Below are 20273 nucleotides of genomic sequence, written 5' to 3'. Positions count from 1 at the left end.
AAGGGGAAATGTCAATACCTTTTAAATCTCCTAATTACCTCTACTCCCTTGCTTTCTACGGCATCTACACTTTCTTCAAGCTTGTCTTGTGACCACTGCATTATATGGTTAAATACATCCCCTATACTATTTTGAATATTATTTATTGCTTTTTCATTTAAAAATATAATATAATTCTTAGTTTCAAAGGTTAAATCAAAGGGCCTTTCAGTAAAATAAACTTTAAAATTTGATTTATTCTTTACAAAGGTAGGTAAAGTGCTACTAACCTTTAAAATACCATAGAATATTATACTTAAGGATAAACCTATTATTACTACATACTTACTTTTTCTCAATAAAAAACACCCCTTAATAATGGAATAAATATCTATTATAAGGGTGTCCTTTATGTATGATTTTATTCATTTTTTGCCATTAATCCGTTCCGCAATTATTCTAGCTAAATATTTTGCTGAATTCTTAGCTTCATCTAAAGTATTAGTATGAGCTCCTACTTCTATTAATACTGCATTTTTACTTTTATTTTGATTAAAATATCTAGTACCTGTATTGTAATAAAATATTCCCCTAGAAAAACCAGGATATAACTTATCTGATATAGTTATTAAATTTTCTACTAATGCTAAATTATTTTTATAATTGGGATTTTTCTTAGACATAACAAACATAATTTTAGCTACTTCTTCTCCGTTCATTTTTGTAGTTACAGCTTTTTTATTATCTACTGCATCTCTATGCAAATCTATTACCATCTTAAAATCACCATATTGTTTTAAATATTTATCCAAAGTTGCTCCAGATCTTTCATAGCTTTGCATATATGCCGTAGCGTCGTGAATAGTTTTATCATGTATTACAGATATCCCATAATTTTCCTCAAGTTCACGTTTTAATAAATCTCCTATAGCTGCAATATTTTTAGTTAAATCCAAGCTGTCTTTTCCTATAGGCTTAAAGCTTTCGCTGGTATGAGTATGATATATTAATATTTCAGGCTTTGCTTTGTTTAAGGTTTTTTTTAAAGTTGGCTCTTGCACCGTTACATTCTTATTTGGAATATCTAAATTATCATCGTCATTAATAGATATATCTGTATCCTTTAACTTAAATGGGTTGAATATGATATTTACCTTGTTTTCCCCCACCTCTTCTCCCGTTTCCTCTGGAGTTATGTAAGCTATCTCTCTTTTTATTAAGGATATAGGATTCTTAATATCTAAATTAAAGAAATGAAAAATACTATCCTTAATAGACAATCTGCTTTCCGCTAAATCCTCTTCATTAAAAACTGTAGCTTGTACTAATGGCATTGTATTATTTAATACTTGTACATAAAAAAAGTTTTCCTTTATTCCTTCACTTTTAGAGCTTGCTTTAGCTACAAAAGGTAGTACTATGAAAAACACTAAGGTTAACGTTAATATAAAGGCAAGTATATTGCTTCTTCCCCTTCCTCCTTTGATATCCATAATGCACCCCCTCATATGTAAAAAGTTATATGTTCCTATTATATGAGGGGATGAACTTATATATGATATTTACATTATATAAGTATTAATTTCTTTTAATTCCAAGGCAGGTTGAAGAGCTATGTTAATTGCAGTAGAGATTATTTTTGATATACTATCAATAACGCTGTCTACTTCCTTAGGTGTAACCATAAGATTTCCTATATAAGGATTTAATACCTCTTCAATAAGTTTTTGTCTTTCATTTTTTTCCACTGACTTTAACATCTCATAAAATCCTGAATCTTTTTCTGCTTGACTTATCATAGCGTCTACAACTAAATCTATAGTGTCATTAGCAATAGTTGCAGCATCTACTACCGTTGGAACTCCAATGGCTATTACAGGTATCCCTAAAACTCTCTCACTTATTTCCATTCTTTTGTTTCCTACACCTGACCCTGGTGAAATACCTGTGTTTCCTATTTGTATTGTTCTATTTATTCTCTCTAACCTTCTTGAAGCTAAAGCATCAATGCATATTATTAAATTTGGCTTTATTTTTTTTGCTACAGCGCTAACTATTTCTCCTGTTTCTATTCCAGTAAGTCCTAGAACTCCAGGTGCTAATGCACACACAGGCCTAATTCCTTCATCTATTTCATTGGGTATTAACTGTTTTAAATGTCTTGTTATCATTAATTTTTCCACAACCTTTGGTCCTAAAGCATCAGGAGTCACATTCCAATTTCCAAGTCCTATAACTAAAGCAGTCATACTTTCATCTAAATTAATTAAAGGGTCTAGAGTTTTCGCTAGAGTTTTACTTACATTAGTCATAGTTTCTTCATCATATATACTAGCTTCAGGAATATCCAAGGTTATATATGTTCCCTTTGGCTTATTCATTGCCCTTTCACCATAATCATCTAGTACTTTCACATTTGTTATTTTAATACTTCCCTCTCTATACTCATCTACCTCTACTCCAGGTATTTTACTATTACTTTTCTCTTCATAAAGCTCTTTTGCTTCCACAGCTAAATCCGTTCTAACACTTATCATATACCCTCTTCCTTTCATTAATTATATTTTCAATATAGCTTTTCCATTAATGAACATTCATATTCTAATGAAAATATAAGTAAATACCCTTGAAGTCATGCGAAATAAATGTTATAATAACTTTTGTTAATAATTTGGACTGATCCGCAGATTTCCCCAAAAACTGCTGATACCCTATTAAAATCTATAAGGGGGTGAAAACAAATGGCAAATATTAAATCAGCTAAGAAAAGAATAAAAGTAATTGAAACTAAAACATTACAAAATAGAATGGTTAAGTCAGCTTTAAAGACAACTATAAAGAAGTTTTTAGCTGCTGTTGCTGGTGGCAATCTTGAAGCTGCTAAAGCTGAATTCAAGGCTTCCGCAAGAGCATTAGATATGGCTGCTTCTAAGGGAGTTATACATAAGAATAAAGCAGCAAGAGTTAAATCAAGATTATCTTCAAAACTTAATGGTTTAAACGCATAAAAAAAAACCGGTGATTACACCGGTTTTTATTTTTTACGCAGTCATAGTTTCTATTATTAAAAGTTCCATCTGAATTTTTTTATCTAAAGATGAACTTTTCATAGTTTTTTCCCAATGTAAACAGATTTCTAATGCTCTTAGAAGTTTAGACAGAGTAAATTTGTTGCTTTGATTTATTAATTTTTCACATATAAAAGAAGGAAGTTTAATTTCCCCACAAATTTCTTCTCTACTCATTCTTCTTTCTAGAGAATACTTAACTTTATATAGAAGTTTAAACTGTCTTTCCACCATGAACAATATTTCATTAGCCTTATCCCCTTTATACATCAGTTCATTTAGGGAATTAATAGCTTCTTTTACCTTCTTATCTCCGATTAAATCTACTAGATCAAATATATCATCATCTTCCTTTTTATTTAAAAGAGCGTATATATCTTCTTTTTTTATTTCCCTGTCTAACACATAGCAACAGAGTTTTTCTATTTCGTTTTCTATTATTCCCATATCTGTTGGTAGTAGCGAACAAAATAGTTTTAGTTCTACATTTCCAATATCCTTGTCTTTTTTTGCAAAAATATTCTTAACTTTGCTTTCTAGCTCCCTTCCATAAATTTTATCTCCTTTTACAACTATTGTTTTCTTGTCTAATGCATAAATTTTGCTACTAGGTTTCTCTCTTTTATCCTTAAAAACATAATAAACTATTAAAATACAAGTGGTCGGAATGCTTTTTATATAATTATTTAGTTCATTATATAAAGTTTTTTTACCTCCATCATCTTTATCTCCCAAAAAATTACCCCTATAAACCACTACAATTTTTCTCTCCTCCATAAAAGGCAGTGTTTCACAGGCATTTATTACTGGATCAAAGCTCGTCAAAGTGTCTCCATCAAATCTTACTAAATTTAAATCCATAAAGTTCTCTGACAAAACTTTCTTTTGTAATAACTTTATTTTATCCTTAATCATCTCTTCATCTAATCCACAAAATATATAACAATTGTCTATTATTCCTTTTTTAATTTTATCTTCAAATGCAGATAAATTAATCACTCTAATCCCTCCACCTAAAAATCCTTCCGAAAATTATTCTATAAGTATTATCTCCCTTGTCAGCAGGTATAAATAATGTGTCATTTTTCTTTTTAAATTTAATTCCTAGTATATCTTCTTGTCCATATATGATATTAGCTTTATATTTTTTTAAATTTATCTCAAAATTTTTTTCTATATCTGTTATAACTTTAGCTACTTTGTATCTATCTTTTATATCTGTTAGTTCCTTGCCTTGCTCTAAATTATAATTACACACCATAATACATTCACTATTATACCTTATAATAGCTCCCTTTACATATTCATTATTAATAAAGTTTATGGTTGGAAAAATAGTAATTATATTAAAAAGTATTACAATGAAGGATATAAGTGGTAAGAATTTAAACTTATCCCTTCCCTTTCTAACCATTATATAACTAAAGTATAAAATCATAAAGTAAACCCCTTCATAGAAGCCTAAATAATACATGGAAGGACTTATCCTTATTAACAGATAGGAAATATATTGTATTAAATTACAAAAACCATAGAGTATATAGGATAAAAATTTAAACAATATAGGAAATTTAATTAAAAATAAAGACATATTCCCTAGCACTACAACAAAAGAAAATATAGGAACTAAAAATATATTTCCTAGTAAAAATCCTAAGCTAAAGCTATTTATGGTAAAAGCTATGTAAGGCAATGTGAATATTTGAGCAGATAAGGTGATGCTCAAAGAATCTTGAAGCTTTTTAGGTAATCCTTTTAAAAAACTTTTCACCTGCTTATCATGCAATATTATCCCTAAGGTTGCCAAAAATGATAATGCAAATCCCATCTCCATGAAAGAGTATGGTTTATGTAAAAGAATCAATATAAAGGCTAGTGATAAAGAAGATATCCCATCATATTTTTTATACACCCTCTTTGAAAGATATAGTACAAATATCATTATGAATGCTCTTAAGGTTGAGTAACTAAGACCTGTAAATATTGCATAAAACAAGGTACAGAGTAATGCTCCCCCAGAACCTACTAGCATTTCTATAAACTTATAAACTATGGATATGTGAAAACCTGATACACTAACAGCATGTATTACTCCTAACTTTTGCAATTTGAATTTGTCTATTTCATGTAATCCTTCTACGTCGCCAAAACATAAGGATACCACCAGTGAAAGCTCATCTTCATCTAAGTATTCACTTAACTTTTCTATAACATTACTTTTATAATTTGAAAATTTATATATTAAGTCCTCCTTTAGATTTTTGTATTTTGTAATATTATAACTTCCAATTACACCTCTTTTATAATTTATATCCTTAGAGAATTCACCCCTTGCTAGGATTAATCTTCCTTCTTCTAATTCATTTATTTCTCCTGTAATATTTAACTTTCTTCCCCTTGCTTCTCCCACTATATAGTTATTATTAGCTTTTATTATTCTAATTCTTTCTTCCCCATTAGGATGATAATTAAAATAAGTGGTAATTCTAAAAAAACCCGTTAGAAAGAAAGATGTAATTATTAAAAAATATATTATTTCTTTCTTAATAAAAATTATATATAAAAAAGATGCAGCTAAAACTGCACCCAAATAAACATTATTTATGTAAAACAAAAAAGAAAGGCAACCCATGAAAAAAGATAAACTATACATTACTATAGGTCTTTTCGTCAAATTGATCCCACCTCCATATTATCATCTTATCCAATAATATGGAGTTTAAACTATATATTAGGTCTTATATTAATTATAAAATATGATACTTGTATTATTATGTTTATTAAAAAACATAATTTGCTTTTTAATGTATGTTTTTTATTTATTCCTAATGCTAATAATATTAAACTTAAATTTAATATTAAAAATGGTATTTTTTCATTTAAAAATAATGAGCCTATGACTATTCCACTTAGAATCATAGCTTTAACAATAGACTTTAAAGCTATGCCTTTAAATAACTTTTTATCAATAGAAGTTATTTTATACTCATCTTCATTTTCATAATTCAAGGCTATGGCAATGGAAGAAATTATAGCGGTAATGCTATTAACCCATAATGCTCCGTAAGTGGTTAAAACATATCCAAAACCTAATATATTATAAGCTATATTCAGCATAACTCCAGCTAAAGATATAATCAAAATATAAACTATTATACTTACAATAGAATTTATAATTTTTCTTGATGAAATTATTAAATTTAAAATGTCCTCATAGCTTCTTTTACTCATTACTATATCTGATAAGTTATTAACTATATTTCTTCCCTCTACAGATACTCCAACTTTTGAAACTCTTAAGTACGGCAAATCCGAAACCCTTTTTCCTGACATTACTGTGTTCTGTGCCAATTTTTTATAATATTTACCTATGGTGGTTTTATGACTGGATTGAAGTCTTGAAAATATAGGAACTTTTCCAAGGGTTTTTAATAAATCTTCCTCAGGCATATTATCCATTTCCACTGCAGATAAAACCCTAGTTACTCTATTAATTAATCCTATTTCTTTTCCAAAGGTTTCCGCTGTTAATTTATTTTCCTCAGTAAATATAATAGGATATACATTTAAGCTTTTACCTCTTTTTATTATATCCCCAATATTCTCTATATGAGGGTTGTAAAACCCAATTAATCCTGCAAAAACTAAATTACTTTCTAAGTTTTCATTAATACTTGGCTCATAATTATAATTTCTATACCCATAGGCAACAACATTTAATCCCATTGTTGACATTTGCACATCTGCATATTTAATTTTTCTTATATCCTCTTCTGTAATCTCCTTTTCCAATCCATTTTTCATTAAATGAGTACAACTATTTAGCAGCGAATCAGGAGCTCCTTTAACGCCAGCCCTATAATTTCCATCTATTTTATTCACAGTAGTCATCAATTTTCTTCCCTTATCAAAGGGAATTATAAAAACTCTTTCACCTGGACTTTCTTTGTAAAGTTTTAACAAAGCCTCTTCATTGCACATTAATCCAATATCTATAACTCTTTTTAATGTATGGTTTTTTACCCTTTCTTCATTTATGTTTAAGGTTTGCATATCCAATATATCTTCATCAGCATAAATCTTATCTATATAGTAAACATTTTGTGAAAAAACTCCTACCTTATCTTCGCATACAATATTAGTTTTTGATAGGTTTTCAATAACAGATAAATTTTTGAAAACCACTCCTTTTCCCTTAAAATCCTTAATTATAAAATATGCTATTATTTCAATAAGAATAAATAAACTAAAAGGTATAAAAGTAGCAGGAATCCATCCAAATATATATAATATATTTTCTATGTTATGTTCTAATACATATAATTTCATCATAGCTAAAAATGCTGAAATTATAATTGAAACTGTGGTAAAAATATTTAATATATTATGCAATTTTCTATTAATCATATTTATCTCAATAGTACTATCTAGTATAAGGCCAATGATACCTGCAATTTCTGTATGTTGCCCCGTCGCAATTACTATACCTCTACCATCGCCTTGAATAACAGCGGATGACTTAAATAGTACATTTCTTATTTCTGTTAATGCTAATTCTTTTTCTTCTATCTTTGTACTATATTTTTCTACACTGTCACCTTCACCAGTTACTGCTCCTTCTTTCACTATCAGGTCATTTCCTTCAATTATTCTAATATCTGCTGGAACAATATCCCCATCATTAATTAGCACTATATCGCCTACTACTAAGTCTTCTGATGAAATCTTCATTCTTTTCCCGCTTCGTATGACAGTGGCATGTGATGATTGAAGCTTTTGTAGTTCAATAATTTCTTTTTCTCTTTCGTTTTCTCTAAAGGAAATTAAAATAATATTTAACATTATAATGCCAAATAATGTTATGCCCTCATTTATATATCCCAAATAAACGTGTATAGCTATTATAATAAACATATAAAGTATCCATAGGTTTTTAAACTGACTAATGAATGTATACAATATATTCTTTCCTTTAGGAATTGAAATAGTATTTTTACCATATAATTTTTTAAATTTCTCAACCTTGTCCTCAGTTAATCCATTGTATGCATCACTTTGAAGCTGATCTACCACATCACTCCAGCTTAAATTATACCATTCTGTCATAAGTTACCCTCCAAAAAAACTAGAGAAATTGCACCGCAATTTCTCTATATTATTTCAATAAAAACATCATCTACTTCTGCATCTGTGCTACCTTCTATAAAATCCATTACCTTTTGTATTACGCTATTTGCATGCCTTACTTCATTGCTTACACATGCTACACCTAAAACTATAGTTTGGTGAATATCTTGATTTTCTATTTCGGCTATGGATACATTAAATTTATTTTTAACTCTTGTAGTAAGACTTTGTACTATCATTCTTTTTTCCTTTAAGGAATGTACCCAGCTAGCTCTTAAGCAAATTCTCCCTGTGCCAATAATCATATCCTATTCTCCTATCAAAACAAATTATATACTTATTATCCCCAAAGGCATTCATTATATAAAGCTAAGTACTCATTTGCTGATTTGCTCCAACTATTCTCTGAAATCATGGCAGATTTAATCTTATCCTTCCATTTACTTTTATCGTAATAAGCTTCTAAAGCTTTATCTAAAACGTAGAAAAAATCCCATTCATAATAGTTTTTAAAAGTAAATCCATTATTTATATTTACAGTATCCTTTAAGCCTCCCGTTTCTCTAACCACAGGTATGCTTCCATATCTCATGGCTAGAAGTTGGCCAATTCCACAGGGTTCAAATCTTGACGGCATTAAAAATATATCTGAGGACGCATATATTTTTTTTGCTAAAGCCTCACTAAAAAATAGATTTATAGATACTTTTTCAGGATTCATATACGCATATCTTTTAAACATATCTTCGTACTCTTTAAATCCAGTTCCTAAAACCACTAGTTGAATAGGCTTTTTAATTAATTCATCCATAATTTTAGATACCAAATCTAAACCCTTTTGATCTACTAGTCTGGTTATCATCCCAATCATTGGTATAGTATTATCAACTTTTAGATTTAACTCCTTTTGAAGAGATAATTTATTTTCTTCTTTTAAATAACAATTATCATAACCATAGTTTACGAAGAGCTCTTCATCTTTCTCTGGATCATACAAATCATAATCAATACCATTTACTATGCCTCTTAATTTTCCCTCATAATATCTTAATAGTCCATGGAGTCCTTCCCCATACTCTTCTGTTTTAATTTCCTCGGCATAGGTTTTACTCACAGTAGAAACTTTATCTGCATAAATTATTCCACCCTTCATAAAGGAAATTCCATCATAATATTTCAATTTATCTTCGGAGTAATATTCTTCATCCAAGGAAAGAATATCTCCTAAAACTTCTTTCCCAAAAATCCCCTGATACCTTAAGTTATGTATGGTATAAACAGTCTTTATATTTTTATATTCTTGTTCATTGTAATACTTATCTTTTAATAAAACTGGTATAATGCCACTATGCCAGTCATTGCAATGAATTATATCTGGAGCAAATTCTTTTATGTATTTGATGCTTTCTAATACAGCTTTAGAAAAATAAGCAAATCTTTCACCATCATCATAATATCCATAATAATCATTTCTACTAAAATAATATTCATTGTCTATAAAATAGCACGGTACTTCTCCATCTAAAAAATATAGGGAAGTATGTTGATTTCTCCATCCCAGCTGAAGATTAAATTCCCCTATATCTACCATATCTTTTTTATATTCCTCATTTATATTAGAATAGTTAGGTATAATCACTCTAGCATCAATCCCTAGCTTCCTTAAAGCCTTTGGCAATGCATAAGCTACATCACCGAGTCCCCCTGTTTTTATAAAGGGATAGGCTTCAGAAGATACAAATAAAACTCTCATTAAAACCCTCCTCCTACTTTAAAACTCTTTTCTCTATAACTAGTGGGTTTTCTCTATCTCCAATGAGTTCTTTACTGATATCTATAATATTATTTTTATCAATAATTACATTCTTTAATATTGCCCCTTCCCTTACTTCACTTCCTTGCATTATGATGCAGTTTTCTATCCTTACACTCTTGCCTATCTTTACTCTTCTACCAATAATGCTATCTTTTACTTCACCTTCTATAATGCATCCATTTGCCACTAAAGAGTTTTTAACCTTAGAAGCCTCCCCGTATTTAGTTGGAGCTTCATCCTTTACCTTAGTGTAGATTAGTCCATTTTTATAAAATAACTCTTTTCTTACTTCTTCATGAAGAATATCCATATTAGCCTTATAGTAAGTAGTAATTGAGTTTATACATTGCAAATATCCCTCAAACTTATAAAGATTTATACTCATTTTCTTAAAGTTTTTTTTCACATAACCTTTAACATTCTTAGCTGAACCCGTCTGAAGAGCTTTTTCTAATATTTCTACCAAAAAATCTTTTTTCATTACTAAAATTCCAGTAAATATGCTTATATTATCTTCTCTTCCTATATTTTTACCTATACTACTTAAATTACCTTCTTTGTCCATATTCAATGAATCATATCCAATAAAATTTGAAATACCATCATCTATGTTTTTATAAACCATAGTAACATCTTTGCCACTACTTTGGTGTGAGCGCGCTACTTCCTTAAAGTTTATATTACATATCATATCTGAAGAAGCTAAAATTACATATTTTTGTTTGCTCCTATTAAAGTATTCCATATTGGTCTTTAACAAATCTACATCCTCACTATAAGAAGACATTTGGCCAAAATTAAAAATAAATAAACCATTGATTTTTCTATCTAAATCCCATGGCTTGCCTGAGCCTAAATGATCTAATAGGGATCTAGATTTTGTTTTAGTAAAAATACCTACATTTTCTATACCCGCATTTACCATGTTAGATAAGATAAAATCTACAATTCTATACCTTCCTCCAATTGGAATTGAAGCTAACGGCCTTACTACCGTAAGAGGTTTTATATTGTCTTCATTTTCATTTAAATTTAAAATCCCCATGTAATCTTTAATCATTAAAAATGCCCCCTTTTTATAGTGTTTCTCCTTCGCTAATCAATGTGATAGTATTTTTATTTCCAATTCTTGTACCTTCATTTACTACTACTCCTTCTCCAACTACTGCTTTTTCTATGTAAGCTCCTTCATTGATTATGCTGTTAGCCATTATAACAGAATCTTTAACTATAGCATTTTTCCCCACATGAACTCCCTGAAAAACTACAGAGTTAATTACTTGTCCATAAATGGAACAGCCTTCTGTTATTAAAGAATTAGATATTTCCGCCCCATCCCCTATATATTGAGCAGGTCTTATGGGATTAGAAGAATATATTTTCCACTTATCATCATATATATTTAAATCTTTGTTGTCCTGTATCAAATCCATATTAGCTTCCCAATAACTTTCAATGGTTCCTACATCCTTCCAATACCCTGCGAAGGAATAGGCAAATAGTTTTTTCCCACTATTAATCATGGTTGGTATAATATTTTTACCAAAATCATTGCTGGAGTCCTTATTATTCTCATCCTCTATTAAAAATTGCTTTAATAACTTCCAATCAAATATGTATATACCCATGGATGCTAATGTACTTTTAGGACTATCAGGCTTTTCTTCAAATTCATATATTAATCCATCTTCATCTGCATTCATAATACCAAACCTGCTAGCCTCTTCAATAGGAACATTTATTACAGCTATGGTAGCATCAGCCTTTTTTTCTTTATGGAAATCTAACATTTTAGAGTAGTCCATTTTATAAATATGATCTCCTGACAATATCAAAACATATTCAGGCTCATATTCCTCTATAAAATTAATATTTTGATAAATAGCATTAGCTGTACCTTTATACCAATCTCCTCCGGTGATACTTTGATAAGGTGGCAACAGGGCTACTCCCCCATGTATTCTATCTAAATCCCAAGGACTTCCTATCCCAATATGAGAGTTTAATATTAAAGGTTGATATTGAGTGGGTATTCCTACAGTATCTATAGCCGAATTAGAGCAGTTACTAAGAGTAAAATCAATTATTCTATATTTCCCCCCAAAAGGAACCGCTGGTTTAGCATTATGTTTTGTTAAATTTTTTAGTCTAGCACCTTGTCCACCAGCTAGTATCATAGCAATTATTTCTTTTTTATACATGATAAAATCACCTACCTATTAATCATTTATATATAATCTTATTGTGCACTAGTAGTATATATTACTAAAAGAAGAACTTAATTTTATAAAGTTAAGATTTTCTTAAGCTTTTAATATATACATTTTTAATATATATGTATTAAAATAATGGAAGATGGAATAATAAACCAAGGAGGTAAATATGAGAAAATTTAAAACTAATATTTTTCATATGCTATCATTAATTTCCATACCCATAGTTAATGTGTTTTATACTTTATTAAACAATTCCAATAGAGGTGTTTATACAATAATTACTGAATTTGATAGGAACATACCTTTTCTTAAGGAATTCATTATTCCATATATAATCTGGTATCCTTTTATTATATTTACATTATTTTACTTATGTATGAAAAATTTAAAAACTTATTACAGAACTTTATTTAGCATTATTTTAGGATTACTGTTGTGCTATGTAACTTATTATGTTTTTCAGACTACAGTGCCAAGACCAGTTTTATATGGAGATGATACCTTTACTAAACTGACTAAAGTTATATATTATTTTGATAAGCCCTTCAATTGTTTTCCAAGCATACATGTATTAACTTCTTATTTAATGATAAAAGGCATTAACTTTGAAGATAATCTTCTTATAAAAGTTTTTGTATATACAGTATCTTCTCTAATAATAATTTCAACTTTATTTGTAAAGCAACACGTAGTTTTAGATTTAGTATCAGCAATTTTATTGGGAGAGGTTGTTTTCTTTTTAGCGGGTAAAGTTAAATTAAGAGTACCGTTCATTCCGGATATGGAATAAGGAGTAATGGATATTTCCATACTCCTTATTCTTTTATTTTATTATATCATTTTTACGACTTTTTTACATTAAAACACTACTACTTTAAATTCTTTTTATTGGCATCATGCTTCTTGATTTCATCTGAATGTATTACCTCTGGACTTGAGGTCTTATTGCTCCCTTTTTTAGCTTCCTTCTTACCTTCTCTATGCATACATATATCTCCTTTCTATATTATATAAATTATATAAAAAAAATCCCCCATGAGGGGGACAAAATGAAGAGGTTATCATAATAGTATTGTTACCTTTTTTTAATAATTTATGTATGAAAAACAATTAATTTATAAATTCTATTTTCCAATTAAAATAACCTGACTCTTCATTTTTTTCATATCTAAAATATGCACTAAATATCTTTCCATTTTTACTCTTTAGATTCCTAAATCCAACTTTACCGTTTTGAAGTAATAATTTAACCATTTCTTTAGAAACAACTTTCCCAAAAGAAGAAATATATTTATCGCTTTTCCATATTGTAAACTTACATCCATTCTTCCAATTAATACATCCAAAGCCCTTTTCACTTTCTATAACAGCATTCTCACACACAGGACATTTTCCTATTATTTCAATTTCTTTTGGAGGTTCAATTTTAAATTTACTAAGAATAGAATCATCTTTCTTAATTTTTTCCACGGAGGCTTTTATAAAATCAAAGATTAAGTTTAAAAAGTCACTCTTCATAAACTTACCTTTTTCTATATCAGATAAAGTTTTTTCAAGTTTGCCTGTATATTCTAAATCTAGTAATTCCTTAGCTGGAAATATCTCAACTATTGTTCTTCCAAGTTCTGTTGTTATTAGATTTTTTCCTTTTGACTGTATATATCCTATATCTTTTAACCTTTTTATAGTTTCCGCTCTAGTTGCAGGTGTACCTATACTAAATCCACTTAATATAGCTTGCATCATTTCATCAGAACTATTTTCATCATCTTCTTTATCTTCTTTAAAACCTTTTCCACAAGTCTCCATGAATCTTAGCAAGGTTTTTTCTGTGTGGTGTTTCGGTGGTTTCTTTGTAACTGTATTTACCTTACTATCAGTAATATCAAGGTTTTCACCTTTTTCTACTAAGGGTAATATAGTATCTTTTGTTTCGATTTTCTCAACTACCCTCCAGCCTCTAATAACTTCTACTCTTCCTTTAGATATAAATTCTCCACTACATTTTTCATCATTAACTTTAAGAGTAATTTTAGTTTCTTCGAATTCAGCTACAGGCATAAATTGCATAATAAATCTATTTTTTATCGCATTATAAACATGTTCTTCTTCTAAACTTATTCCCTTGGGAATAACATATGTTGGTATTATAGCACTATGACTTTCTACTTTTGAACTATCAAATACTCTTTTGTTTTTAATAAACTCAACTTGACTCTCATATGGCAACCCTTTTTTTAGGTTTTCTAATACTTTTCTAGCTCTATCTTCTAAACTCTCATCTAATACCACACTAGCTGTTCTTGGATAAGTTATGTATTTTTTTTCATAAAGACTTTGAGCTACTTTTAACACCTTATCTGATGTCCATCCCTTATATTTACTTGTAATATATCCTTGCAAATTAGATAAATTAAACAAAGGCCCAGGGTATTCTCGCTTTTTTTCCACTTCTTTATCAACAACTACACTTCTTTTATTAACTAAATCCCCACTTATTTCCTCTAAATATTCTTTATCTGTAAACTGCTCACTATTATTTTCATAATATAAACTTTCAAACTCTATATTATCCTTGGATTTAACTTTTATTATTAACTTGTGATATGAACTAGACTGAAAATTTTCTATTTCCTTATCACGATCATAAATTATCTTTAGTGTTGGTAATAATACTCTGCCAATATTTATTATTTTTTTCTCACTAGCACCATATCTTAAGGTTGCTACTGATGTTAAGTTAATTCCAATTACCCAATCTGCTATTTGCCTCCCTATTCCTGCATCTTGAAGTGGTTGCATTTCACTATTAAGTTTTAAATTGCTCATACCTTTTTTTACTTCATCTTCAGTCCATTCATTAAGTAAAAGCCTATAAATTGGTTTTTTAATATGAAAATGTATGAATAGCTCATCGGAAATAACTTGCCCTTCTCGATCATAATCTGTTGCAGATATTACGCCATCCACATCTTCTCTATCTATTAAGTACTTTATTATATTAATTTGTTTTTCTGCACCCTTGTCTATAACATTTCTATTTAAATTATCACTCTTAATCTTATATTTAAAATCTGATGGTATAAATGGAAACTTCTCCATTCTCCAACCTTTCATATTTTCATCATAATCTTTTGCATCATATAATTGCAACAAGTGTCCAAATGCCCAAGTTACTAAATAATCTTCTCCGTCGAAGTATCCCTCTCTACGTTGCTTAATACCCATAGCATCAGCAATATTTTTTGCAACAGAGGGTTTTTCTGCAATAATTACTTTTTTCAATGTACTTGCCCCTTATTGTTTGTTTTTTCTTGTTCTAATATTTTATTATACATTATCGTGTCTTCTTTTTCTAATCATTCTACTATCTATTTTTCATATACACCATAGGTGACTCCTAAAAATACTAGATTCGATAAGTCATAAAGGTATATTGTGATTAAATTATAAAAGCTCATAAATCAAAGAAAATTCCCACAGAATTTTCTTACTCAGAGAAATTCCATAGGAATTCTATTCATATCTAATAAATTTGGCGGGAATATGTGGGAATCGAACCCACCCATGAGGGTATTAGCCCCACAGTATAGTTTTGAAGACTACCAAGCACACCAGCACTTATCTACTCCCATATTTAGAATATATATCTTTAAGGTATATATTCTAAGATTTTAATACACTTTTTATTATAAGTCAATATATTGTTAATATAAAATCCTTCCCTCTCCCAATCTTTTAGTAAATTTAATATAATCGTAGTATTCAGCTAGAGGGAAAGCATATTTTCTAGTAGTACCAAATAAATCTCTTATCTGTCCTAAGGTTATATTTCCATTTTCCTCTATATGAGCTTTAATTATCTCTTTTCCCCTATCTATAGCTTCCCTTGAAAAAAATATATTATCGCTAACTTTACATATTTCACCCTTTTCCACCAATGAGTCAAATACCCCTTTGAAATCCCTTAAATTCTTTTCGCTTTTACTTAACTCTTCATAAGAGGGTGGAGAGAATGGATTTTTATTAAGTTCTTCTAGTATATACTCTTTAATTTTTCTTTCATTTTCATTATAGCTTATGGTAAATTCCTTTAAGCTTATGTAATTTTCTCTTATATCTATGACTCCCATATCTTTTATAACTTCTAAAATGCTATCATATATCTTTTGTTTAGTGTCATTATTAAGGATCTTCCCTTTTATTTCTTCCTTTTTTACCCCTGGTTTCAGTGGATTTTTTCCGTGATAGTCCTTTAAAATCAATTTTATTGAATATATAATCTCTTCAATATAATTTTTATGTAGATATACACTTTCTCCACCCTTATTTAATTCTAAAATTTTATCCTCTTCCTCTAAGACCTTAAATTCCTTTTTTAAAATCTCTTCTTTTATATTTATATATTTCTTTATAAAATTAATTGTTGGATATTGAGAGCTATATTTTAAAATTGTTTTTTCTATTAGAGCTTTAGTATCTCCTGTTTCTTTAAGTACTAAATCCTTTATGTATTCTTCTTTCATATTTTTTTCTTTCCTAGCTAAAGGCTCTAAAATAACTCCTCCACCTATGGTATGCACAGGAGAGTAACTTCTTATGATAAATCTATCCCCTCTTTTGCATGGTAAAGGATTTTCTAATCTCAGCTGTACATAGACCTCTTCTCCAGGTAATAATTCCTCTTTAGAGAGAATGTGAACTCTTCCTATTACTTCCTTTGCTCCATGATGTATTCTTACTCTCTGCCTATTTTTTAAAGATTTTTCTTCCTCTTTTAAGTAGTATAGCTTACAATCCACAATAAAAGAGTTTTCCATGGTTCCTATTTCACCAACTACATCTCCCCTGGATACCTCTTCTACCTTAACCCCTTGTAGATTTATGGCAGCTCTTTCACCGGCTTCAGCAAATTTTACTTTTTCATCATGAACTCTAATGCCTCTTATTCTAGTCTTTATATTTGAAGGGTATATCTCCACCGTTTCTCCCTCTTCAACCCTTCCGCTAATCACTGTACCTGTTATTACAGTACCAAAACCACTTATAGAAAACACCCTATCCACTGAACATCTAAATGGCATTTCTATATTCTTGCTTTGTGTTTCTTCTATTAAATTCTCAATGGTTTTTATGAGCTCTTCCATACCTTCCCCAGTTTTAGAGGAAACAGGGCAGATGGTGGAGTCTTTTAAAAAGCTATCTTTAAAGGCTTCTCTAACTTCTTTCATTCTAAATTCTAATAATTCTTCTTCTACTAAATCTTTTTTGGTTAGCACAATTGCACCTTTTTTAATAGCTAAAAGGTTTAAAATATTTAAATGTTCTTCTGTTTGAGGCATTACCCCCTCATCTGCAGCAACGACCATTAAAACTAAATCAACGCCGCTAGCTCCAGCTAGCATGTTTTTTACAAATTTTTCATGGCCTGGTACATCAATTATGGCAACTCTTTTTCTTGAAGGCAAATCAAAGTATGTAAACCCCAAGTCAATGGATATGCCTCTTTCCTTTTCTTCTCTTAAATTATCTGTATCTCTTCCCGTTAAATACTTTATTAATGTAGTTTTACCATGGTCAATATGACCTGCTGTTCCCACAATAATATGCTTCATTTACATCTTCTCCCCTTCAATTTCCATAAAAGCTTCCACTATTACAGGAAAATCTCCATCCATTATTGTTCTTAAATCCATAATTACATAGTCTTTATATATCCTTGTAATTATAGGGATTTTATTATTTCTTAATTTTCCTTCAATTTGGCACGAACTATACAAATCACTTTTAACCTTTATCACATAGGTTTCTATTTTTTCCTCTGGCATGGCCCCTCCACCAACCACAGAATAATCCTCGCAAAGCTCTATATTAAAGTTATTTAACTTACTTTTTAAGCTTCTTTTTAATTTTTCTCCTCTTTTTTTATGTATTTCCTTTGAACTTGTCATCATACTAAGAGTAGGTATGTCTTTTATCGCTCTCTCTTCATCTTGATAGGATTTTAAAGTGGCCTCTAGTGCCGCTAGAGTCATTTTATCTACTCTTAAAGCCCTAGTTAATTGATTGTTTTTAATCTTTTCTATCCATTTCTTTTTCCCTACAATAATTCCTCCCTGAGGCCCCCCAAGAAGTTTATCTCCACTAAAGGTAACTATGTCTACTCCCTTTTCCACGTAGCTTTGAACTGTAGGCTCAAATCTCAACCCGTACTTTGAAAAATCTATTAAGGTTCCGCTACCAATGTCTGAAATTACAGGAATATTTTTTTCTTCTCCTAGTTTTACTAACTCTTCTATATTGACTTCCTTAGTAAATCCCAATATCTTATAGTTTGAAGTATGTACTTTTAGTAATGCACCAGTATTTTCTCCTAGGGCATTTTCATAATCCTTTAAATGAGTTCTGTTAGTGGTTCCCACCTCTACAAGTTTTACTCCACTATAACTCATTACCTCAGGTATTCTAAAGGAGCCTCCTATTTCTACTAACTCTCCTCTAGAAACTACCCCTTCTTTGTCCTTACATAAGGTATTTAAAACAAGAAGTACAGCCGCTGCATTATTGTTTACAACCACTGCCCCTTCACTACCTGTTAAGTCCATCAAAAGTTTTTCCACATGATCATATCTAGAACCTCTAGAACCATCTTTTAGATTAAATTCTAAATTACTATATCCCATGCTTACTTGGAGTACGCTCTCTAGAGCTTCTTTAGATAAAAGTGCTCTTCCTAAATTAGTATGTAATATTGCTCCTGTAGCATTTATAACCCTTCTTAAATTTGGTGTGTTTTTATTTTTAACAAGGTCGTAGAACTTATTAAAAATATCATCCTTTGAAAAACTTATTATTTCTTCTCTTAAAGCTTTCTCTCTAAAATAATCTATACTCTCTTTCATAGAAATATAGATTAGCTCCTCTGAAAACTTCTCCCTTAATTCCATCACTTTTTTTTCATTAAGCATAACGTCCATCTTTGGCAAATTTCTTAACAACTCATTTTTCTTCACGCATTCTCACCTTATTCCACAATTATAAATCTCTCCTCTAGGGAAATTACTTCTCCCACTATAGAACATTCTAAGCTAAGCTTATTTAACTTTTCCAGTATTTCTTCCCCATATTCCCTTGGAATAGAAAATAGTAGTCCACCAGATGTTTGTGGGTCAAATAATATATCTTCAAGCCAAGTAGGAACATTTTTAAGTTCATATTTATCTTTTAAATAATCTTTATTTCTATAGGTCCCAGCTGGTACTATACCCATTTCAGCATATTCCTTGCTTTCAGGTATAAAAGGGATAAGATCCTTATATATTCTAAAGGTTACATTTGAAGCCTTAGCCATCTCATAGCCGTGGCCCATGAAACCAAAGCCCGTTATATCTGTACAAGCCGTGACTGGATAGGGAGTTATTATCTCGCTGGCATATTTGTTCAGTGTGGACATTACTTTTACAGAGGTTTCGTAGCTTTCTTTAGAAGCTATATCTCCTTTTAATGCAGTACTTATAACACCAGTGCCTAAAGGTTTTGTCAGTATTAAAAGGTCGCCCTCTAAACATCCATAATTTTTTAAAACCTTATTTGGGTGAACTACTCCTGTAACAGATAACCCATATTTAGGCTCGTCATCCTCTACAGAATGTCCACCAACTATAATGGCACCGGCCTCAATTACTTTGTCCGCACCGCCCCTTAAAATTTCTTCTAATATATTTAACGGTAAACAGCTAGGAAAACATACAATATTTAAAGCTGTAATAGGGGTTCCACCCATGGCATACACATCGCTTAGAGCGTTTGCTGCAGCTATTTGTCCAAAGGTATAAGGATCATCTACTATTGGAGTGAAGAAATCTAATGTATGAATTATTGCCGTATCATCGTTTAATTTGTAAACTGCAGCATCATCTGAGGTCTCTATTCCTACAATTAAATTATTATCTTCCATCTTAGGTAACCTACCTAAAATTTCCGAAAGTTTTCCTGGTTCTATTTTAGCTGCTCATCCAGCTGTTTTTGACAATGTAGTTAATCTTACCATGTAAAACACCTACCTTT

The 20273-nt window shown here is 29.9% G+C and carries 16 protein-coding genes and 1 tRNA gene; 2 read left to right on the top strand and 15 right to left on the bottom strand.

Annotation, left to right across the window (positions count from 1 at the left end; all coding sequences use genetic code 11):
* Positions 1–11: 11 nt before the first annotated feature.
* From ABDZ69_RS03130 to gpr, 3 genes are all read right to left on the bottom strand, one after another.
* Positions 12–338 carry a hypothetical protein gene (locus tag ABDZ69_RS03130; protein WP_343766471.1) on the bottom strand — a complete coding sequence of 109 codons (327 nt, stop codon included), beginning with the start codon at positions 336–338 and terminating at the stop codon, positions 12–14.
* A 66-nt stretch (positions 339–404) separates the two neighbouring features.
* Positions 405–1472: a stage II sporulation protein P gene (locus ABDZ69_RS03125; RefSeq protein WP_343766469.1), complete on the bottom strand. Its 1068-nt coding sequence runs from the start codon at positions 1470–1472 to the stop codon at positions 405–407.
* 69 nt (positions 1473–1541) lie between these two features.
* Positions 1542–2516 carry a GPR endopeptidase gene (gpr, locus tag ABDZ69_RS03120; protein ID WP_343766467.1) on the bottom strand — a complete coding sequence of 325 codons (975 nt, stop codon included), beginning with the start codon at positions 2514–2516 and terminating at the stop codon, positions 1542–1544.
* Positions 2517–2720: 204 nt separating this feature from the next.
* Between gpr and rpsT the strand changes: the two genes are divergently transcribed.
* Positions 2721–2987, top strand: a complete 267-nt coding sequence (gene rpsT, locus ABDZ69_RS03115; RefSeq protein ID WP_343766465.1) for a 30S ribosomal protein S20 — start codon at positions 2721–2723, stop codon at positions 2985–2987.
* A gap of 33 nt (positions 2988–3020) precedes the next feature.
* Here the strand turns inward: rpsT and holA are convergent, their stop codons facing one another.
* Genes holA through ABDZ69_RS03080 form a run of 7 tightly spaced genes read right to left on the bottom strand, consistent with a single transcriptional unit; the run spans position 3021 to position 12191 of the window.
* Complete coding sequence (gene holA / locus ABDZ69_RS03110; RefSeq protein WP_343766462.1) at positions 3021–4046, bottom strand: DNA polymerase III subunit delta; 1026 nt, start codon at positions 4044–4046, stop codon at positions 3021–3023.
* 1 nt (position 4047) lies between these two features.
* Positions 4048–5721 carry a ComEC/Rec2 family competence protein gene (locus ABDZ69_RS03105; protein WP_343766460.1) on the bottom strand — a complete coding sequence of 558 codons (1674 nt, stop codon included), beginning with the start codon at positions 5719–5721 and terminating at the stop codon, positions 4048–4050.
* Between the two features lie 50 nt (positions 5722–5771).
* On the bottom strand, positions 5772–8153 hold the full coding sequence (locus tag ABDZ69_RS03100; RefSeq protein ID WP_343766458.1) for a P-type ATPase actuator domain-containing protein: 2382 nt from the start codon (positions 8151–8153) through the stop codon (positions 5772–5774).
* A gap of 44 nt (positions 8154–8197) precedes the next feature.
* The gene (locus ABDZ69_RS03095) at positions 8198–8479 is read right to left on the bottom strand and encodes a DUF503 domain-containing protein (protein ID WP_343766456.1); all 282 of its coding nucleotides are present in this window, start codon (positions 8477–8479) and stop codon (positions 8198–8200) included.
* A 35-nt stretch (positions 8480–8514) separates the two neighbouring features.
* Positions 8515–9927: a glycogen synthase GlgA gene (gene glgA / locus ABDZ69_RS03090; RefSeq protein ID WP_343766453.1), complete on the bottom strand. Its 1413-nt coding sequence runs from the start codon at positions 9925–9927 to the stop codon at positions 8515–8517.
* Between the two features lie 13 nt (positions 9928–9940).
* Positions 9941–11050, bottom strand: a complete 1110-nt coding sequence (gene glgD, locus ABDZ69_RS03085) for a glucose-1-phosphate adenylyltransferase subunit GlgD (protein WP_343766451.1) — start codon at positions 11048–11050, stop codon at positions 9941–9943.
* A gap of 16 nt (positions 11051–11066) precedes the next feature.
* Complete coding sequence (locus ABDZ69_RS03080; protein ID WP_343766448.1) at positions 11067–12191, bottom strand: glucose-1-phosphate adenylyltransferase; 1125 nt, start codon at positions 12189–12191, stop codon at positions 11067–11069.
* A gap of 181 nt (positions 12192–12372) precedes the next feature.
* Here ABDZ69_RS03080 and ABDZ69_RS03075 point away from each other — a divergent pair, with 181 nt between their 5' ends.
* A complete protein-coding gene (locus tag ABDZ69_RS03075) occupies positions 12373–12996 on the top strand; it encodes a phosphatase PAP2 family protein (RefSeq protein WP_343766446.1) in 624 nt (207 codons plus the stop codon).
* Positions 12997–13316: 320 nt separating this feature from the next.
* On the opposite strand, the gene ABDZ69_RS03070 is transcribed toward ABDZ69_RS03075, so the two are convergent.
* The 5 genes from ABDZ69_RS03070 to selD form a co-directional block, all read right to left on the bottom strand.
* On the bottom strand, positions 13317–15491 hold the full coding sequence (locus ABDZ69_RS03070) for a type IA DNA topoisomerase (RefSeq protein WP_343766443.1): 2175 nt from the start codon (positions 15489–15491) through the stop codon (positions 13317–13319).
* A gap of 251 nt (positions 15492–15742) precedes the next feature.
* A tRNA-Sec gene (locus ABDZ69_RS03065) sits at positions 15743–15839 on the bottom strand.
* Between the two features lie 74 nt (positions 15840–15913).
* Complete coding sequence (gene selB, locus ABDZ69_RS03060; protein WP_343766440.1) at positions 15914–17821, bottom strand: selenocysteine-specific translation elongation factor; 1908 nt, start codon at positions 17819–17821, stop codon at positions 15914–15916.
* Positions 17822–19219 carry an L-seryl-tRNA(Sec) selenium transferase gene (gene selA / locus ABDZ69_RS03055; RefSeq protein WP_343766437.1) on the bottom strand — a complete coding sequence of 466 codons (1398 nt, stop codon included), beginning with the start codon at positions 19217–19219 and terminating at the stop codon, positions 17822–17824. It lies immediately after the preceding gene.
* Positions 19220–19230: 11 nt separating this feature from the next.
* Positions 19231–20256 (bottom strand): selenide, water dikinase SelD, encoded by a 1026-nt coding sequence (gene selD / locus ABDZ69_RS03050; RefSeq protein ID WP_343766434.1) that lies wholly within the window; start codon positions 20254–20256, stop codon positions 19231–19233.
* Between the last annotated feature and the right edge of the window lie 17 nt (positions 20257–20273).

It is taken from the genome of Clostridium malenominatum (assembly GCF_039521365.1).
GTDB lineage: Bacteria > Bacillota > Clostridia > Clostridiales > Clostridiaceae > Clostridium_AW > Clostridium_AW malenominatum.
This window is presented reverse-complemented; position numbering and strand designations above follow the sequence as displayed.

Bases quoted from the DNA above. Each gene is read 5' to 3' on its own strand.
- ABDZ69_RS03125 (WP_343766469.1), bottom strand. From the start codon at position 1,472: ATGGATATCAAAGGAGGAAGGGGAAGAAGCAATATACTTGCCTTTATA.
- gpr (WP_343766467.1), bottom strand. From the start codon at position 2,516: ATGATAAGTGTTAGAACGGATTTAGCTGTGGAAGCAAAAGAGCTTTAT.
- rpsT (WP_343766465.1), top strand. From the start codon at position 2,721: ATGGCAAATATTAAATCAGCTAAGAAAAGAATAAAAGTAATTGAAACT.
- ABDZ69_RS03100 (WP_343766458.1), bottom strand. From the start codon at position 8,153: ATGACAGAATGGTATAATTTAAGCTGGAGTGATGTGGTAGATCAGCTT.
- ABDZ69_RS03095 (WP_343766456.1), bottom strand. From the start codon at position 8,479: ATGATTATTGGCACAGGGAGAATTTGCTTAAGAGCTAGCTGGGTACAT.
- glgA (WP_343766453.1), bottom strand. From the start codon at position 9,927: ATGAGAGTTTTATTTGTATCTTCTGAAGCCTATCCCTTTATAAAAACA.
- glgD (WP_343766451.1), bottom strand. From the start codon at position 11,050: ATGATTAAAGATTACATGGGGATTTTAAATTTAAATGAAAATGAAGAC.
- ABDZ69_RS03080 (WP_343766448.1), bottom strand. From the start codon at position 12,191: ATGTATAAAAAAGAAATAATTGCTATGATACTAGCTGGTGGACAAGGT.
- ABDZ69_RS03075 (WP_343766446.1), top strand. From the start codon at position 12,373: ATGAGAAAATTTAAAACTAATATTTTTCATATGCTATCATTAATTTCC.
- selB (WP_343766440.1), bottom strand. From the start codon at position 17,821: ATGAAGCATATTATTGTGGGAACAGCAGGTCATATTGACCATGGTAAA.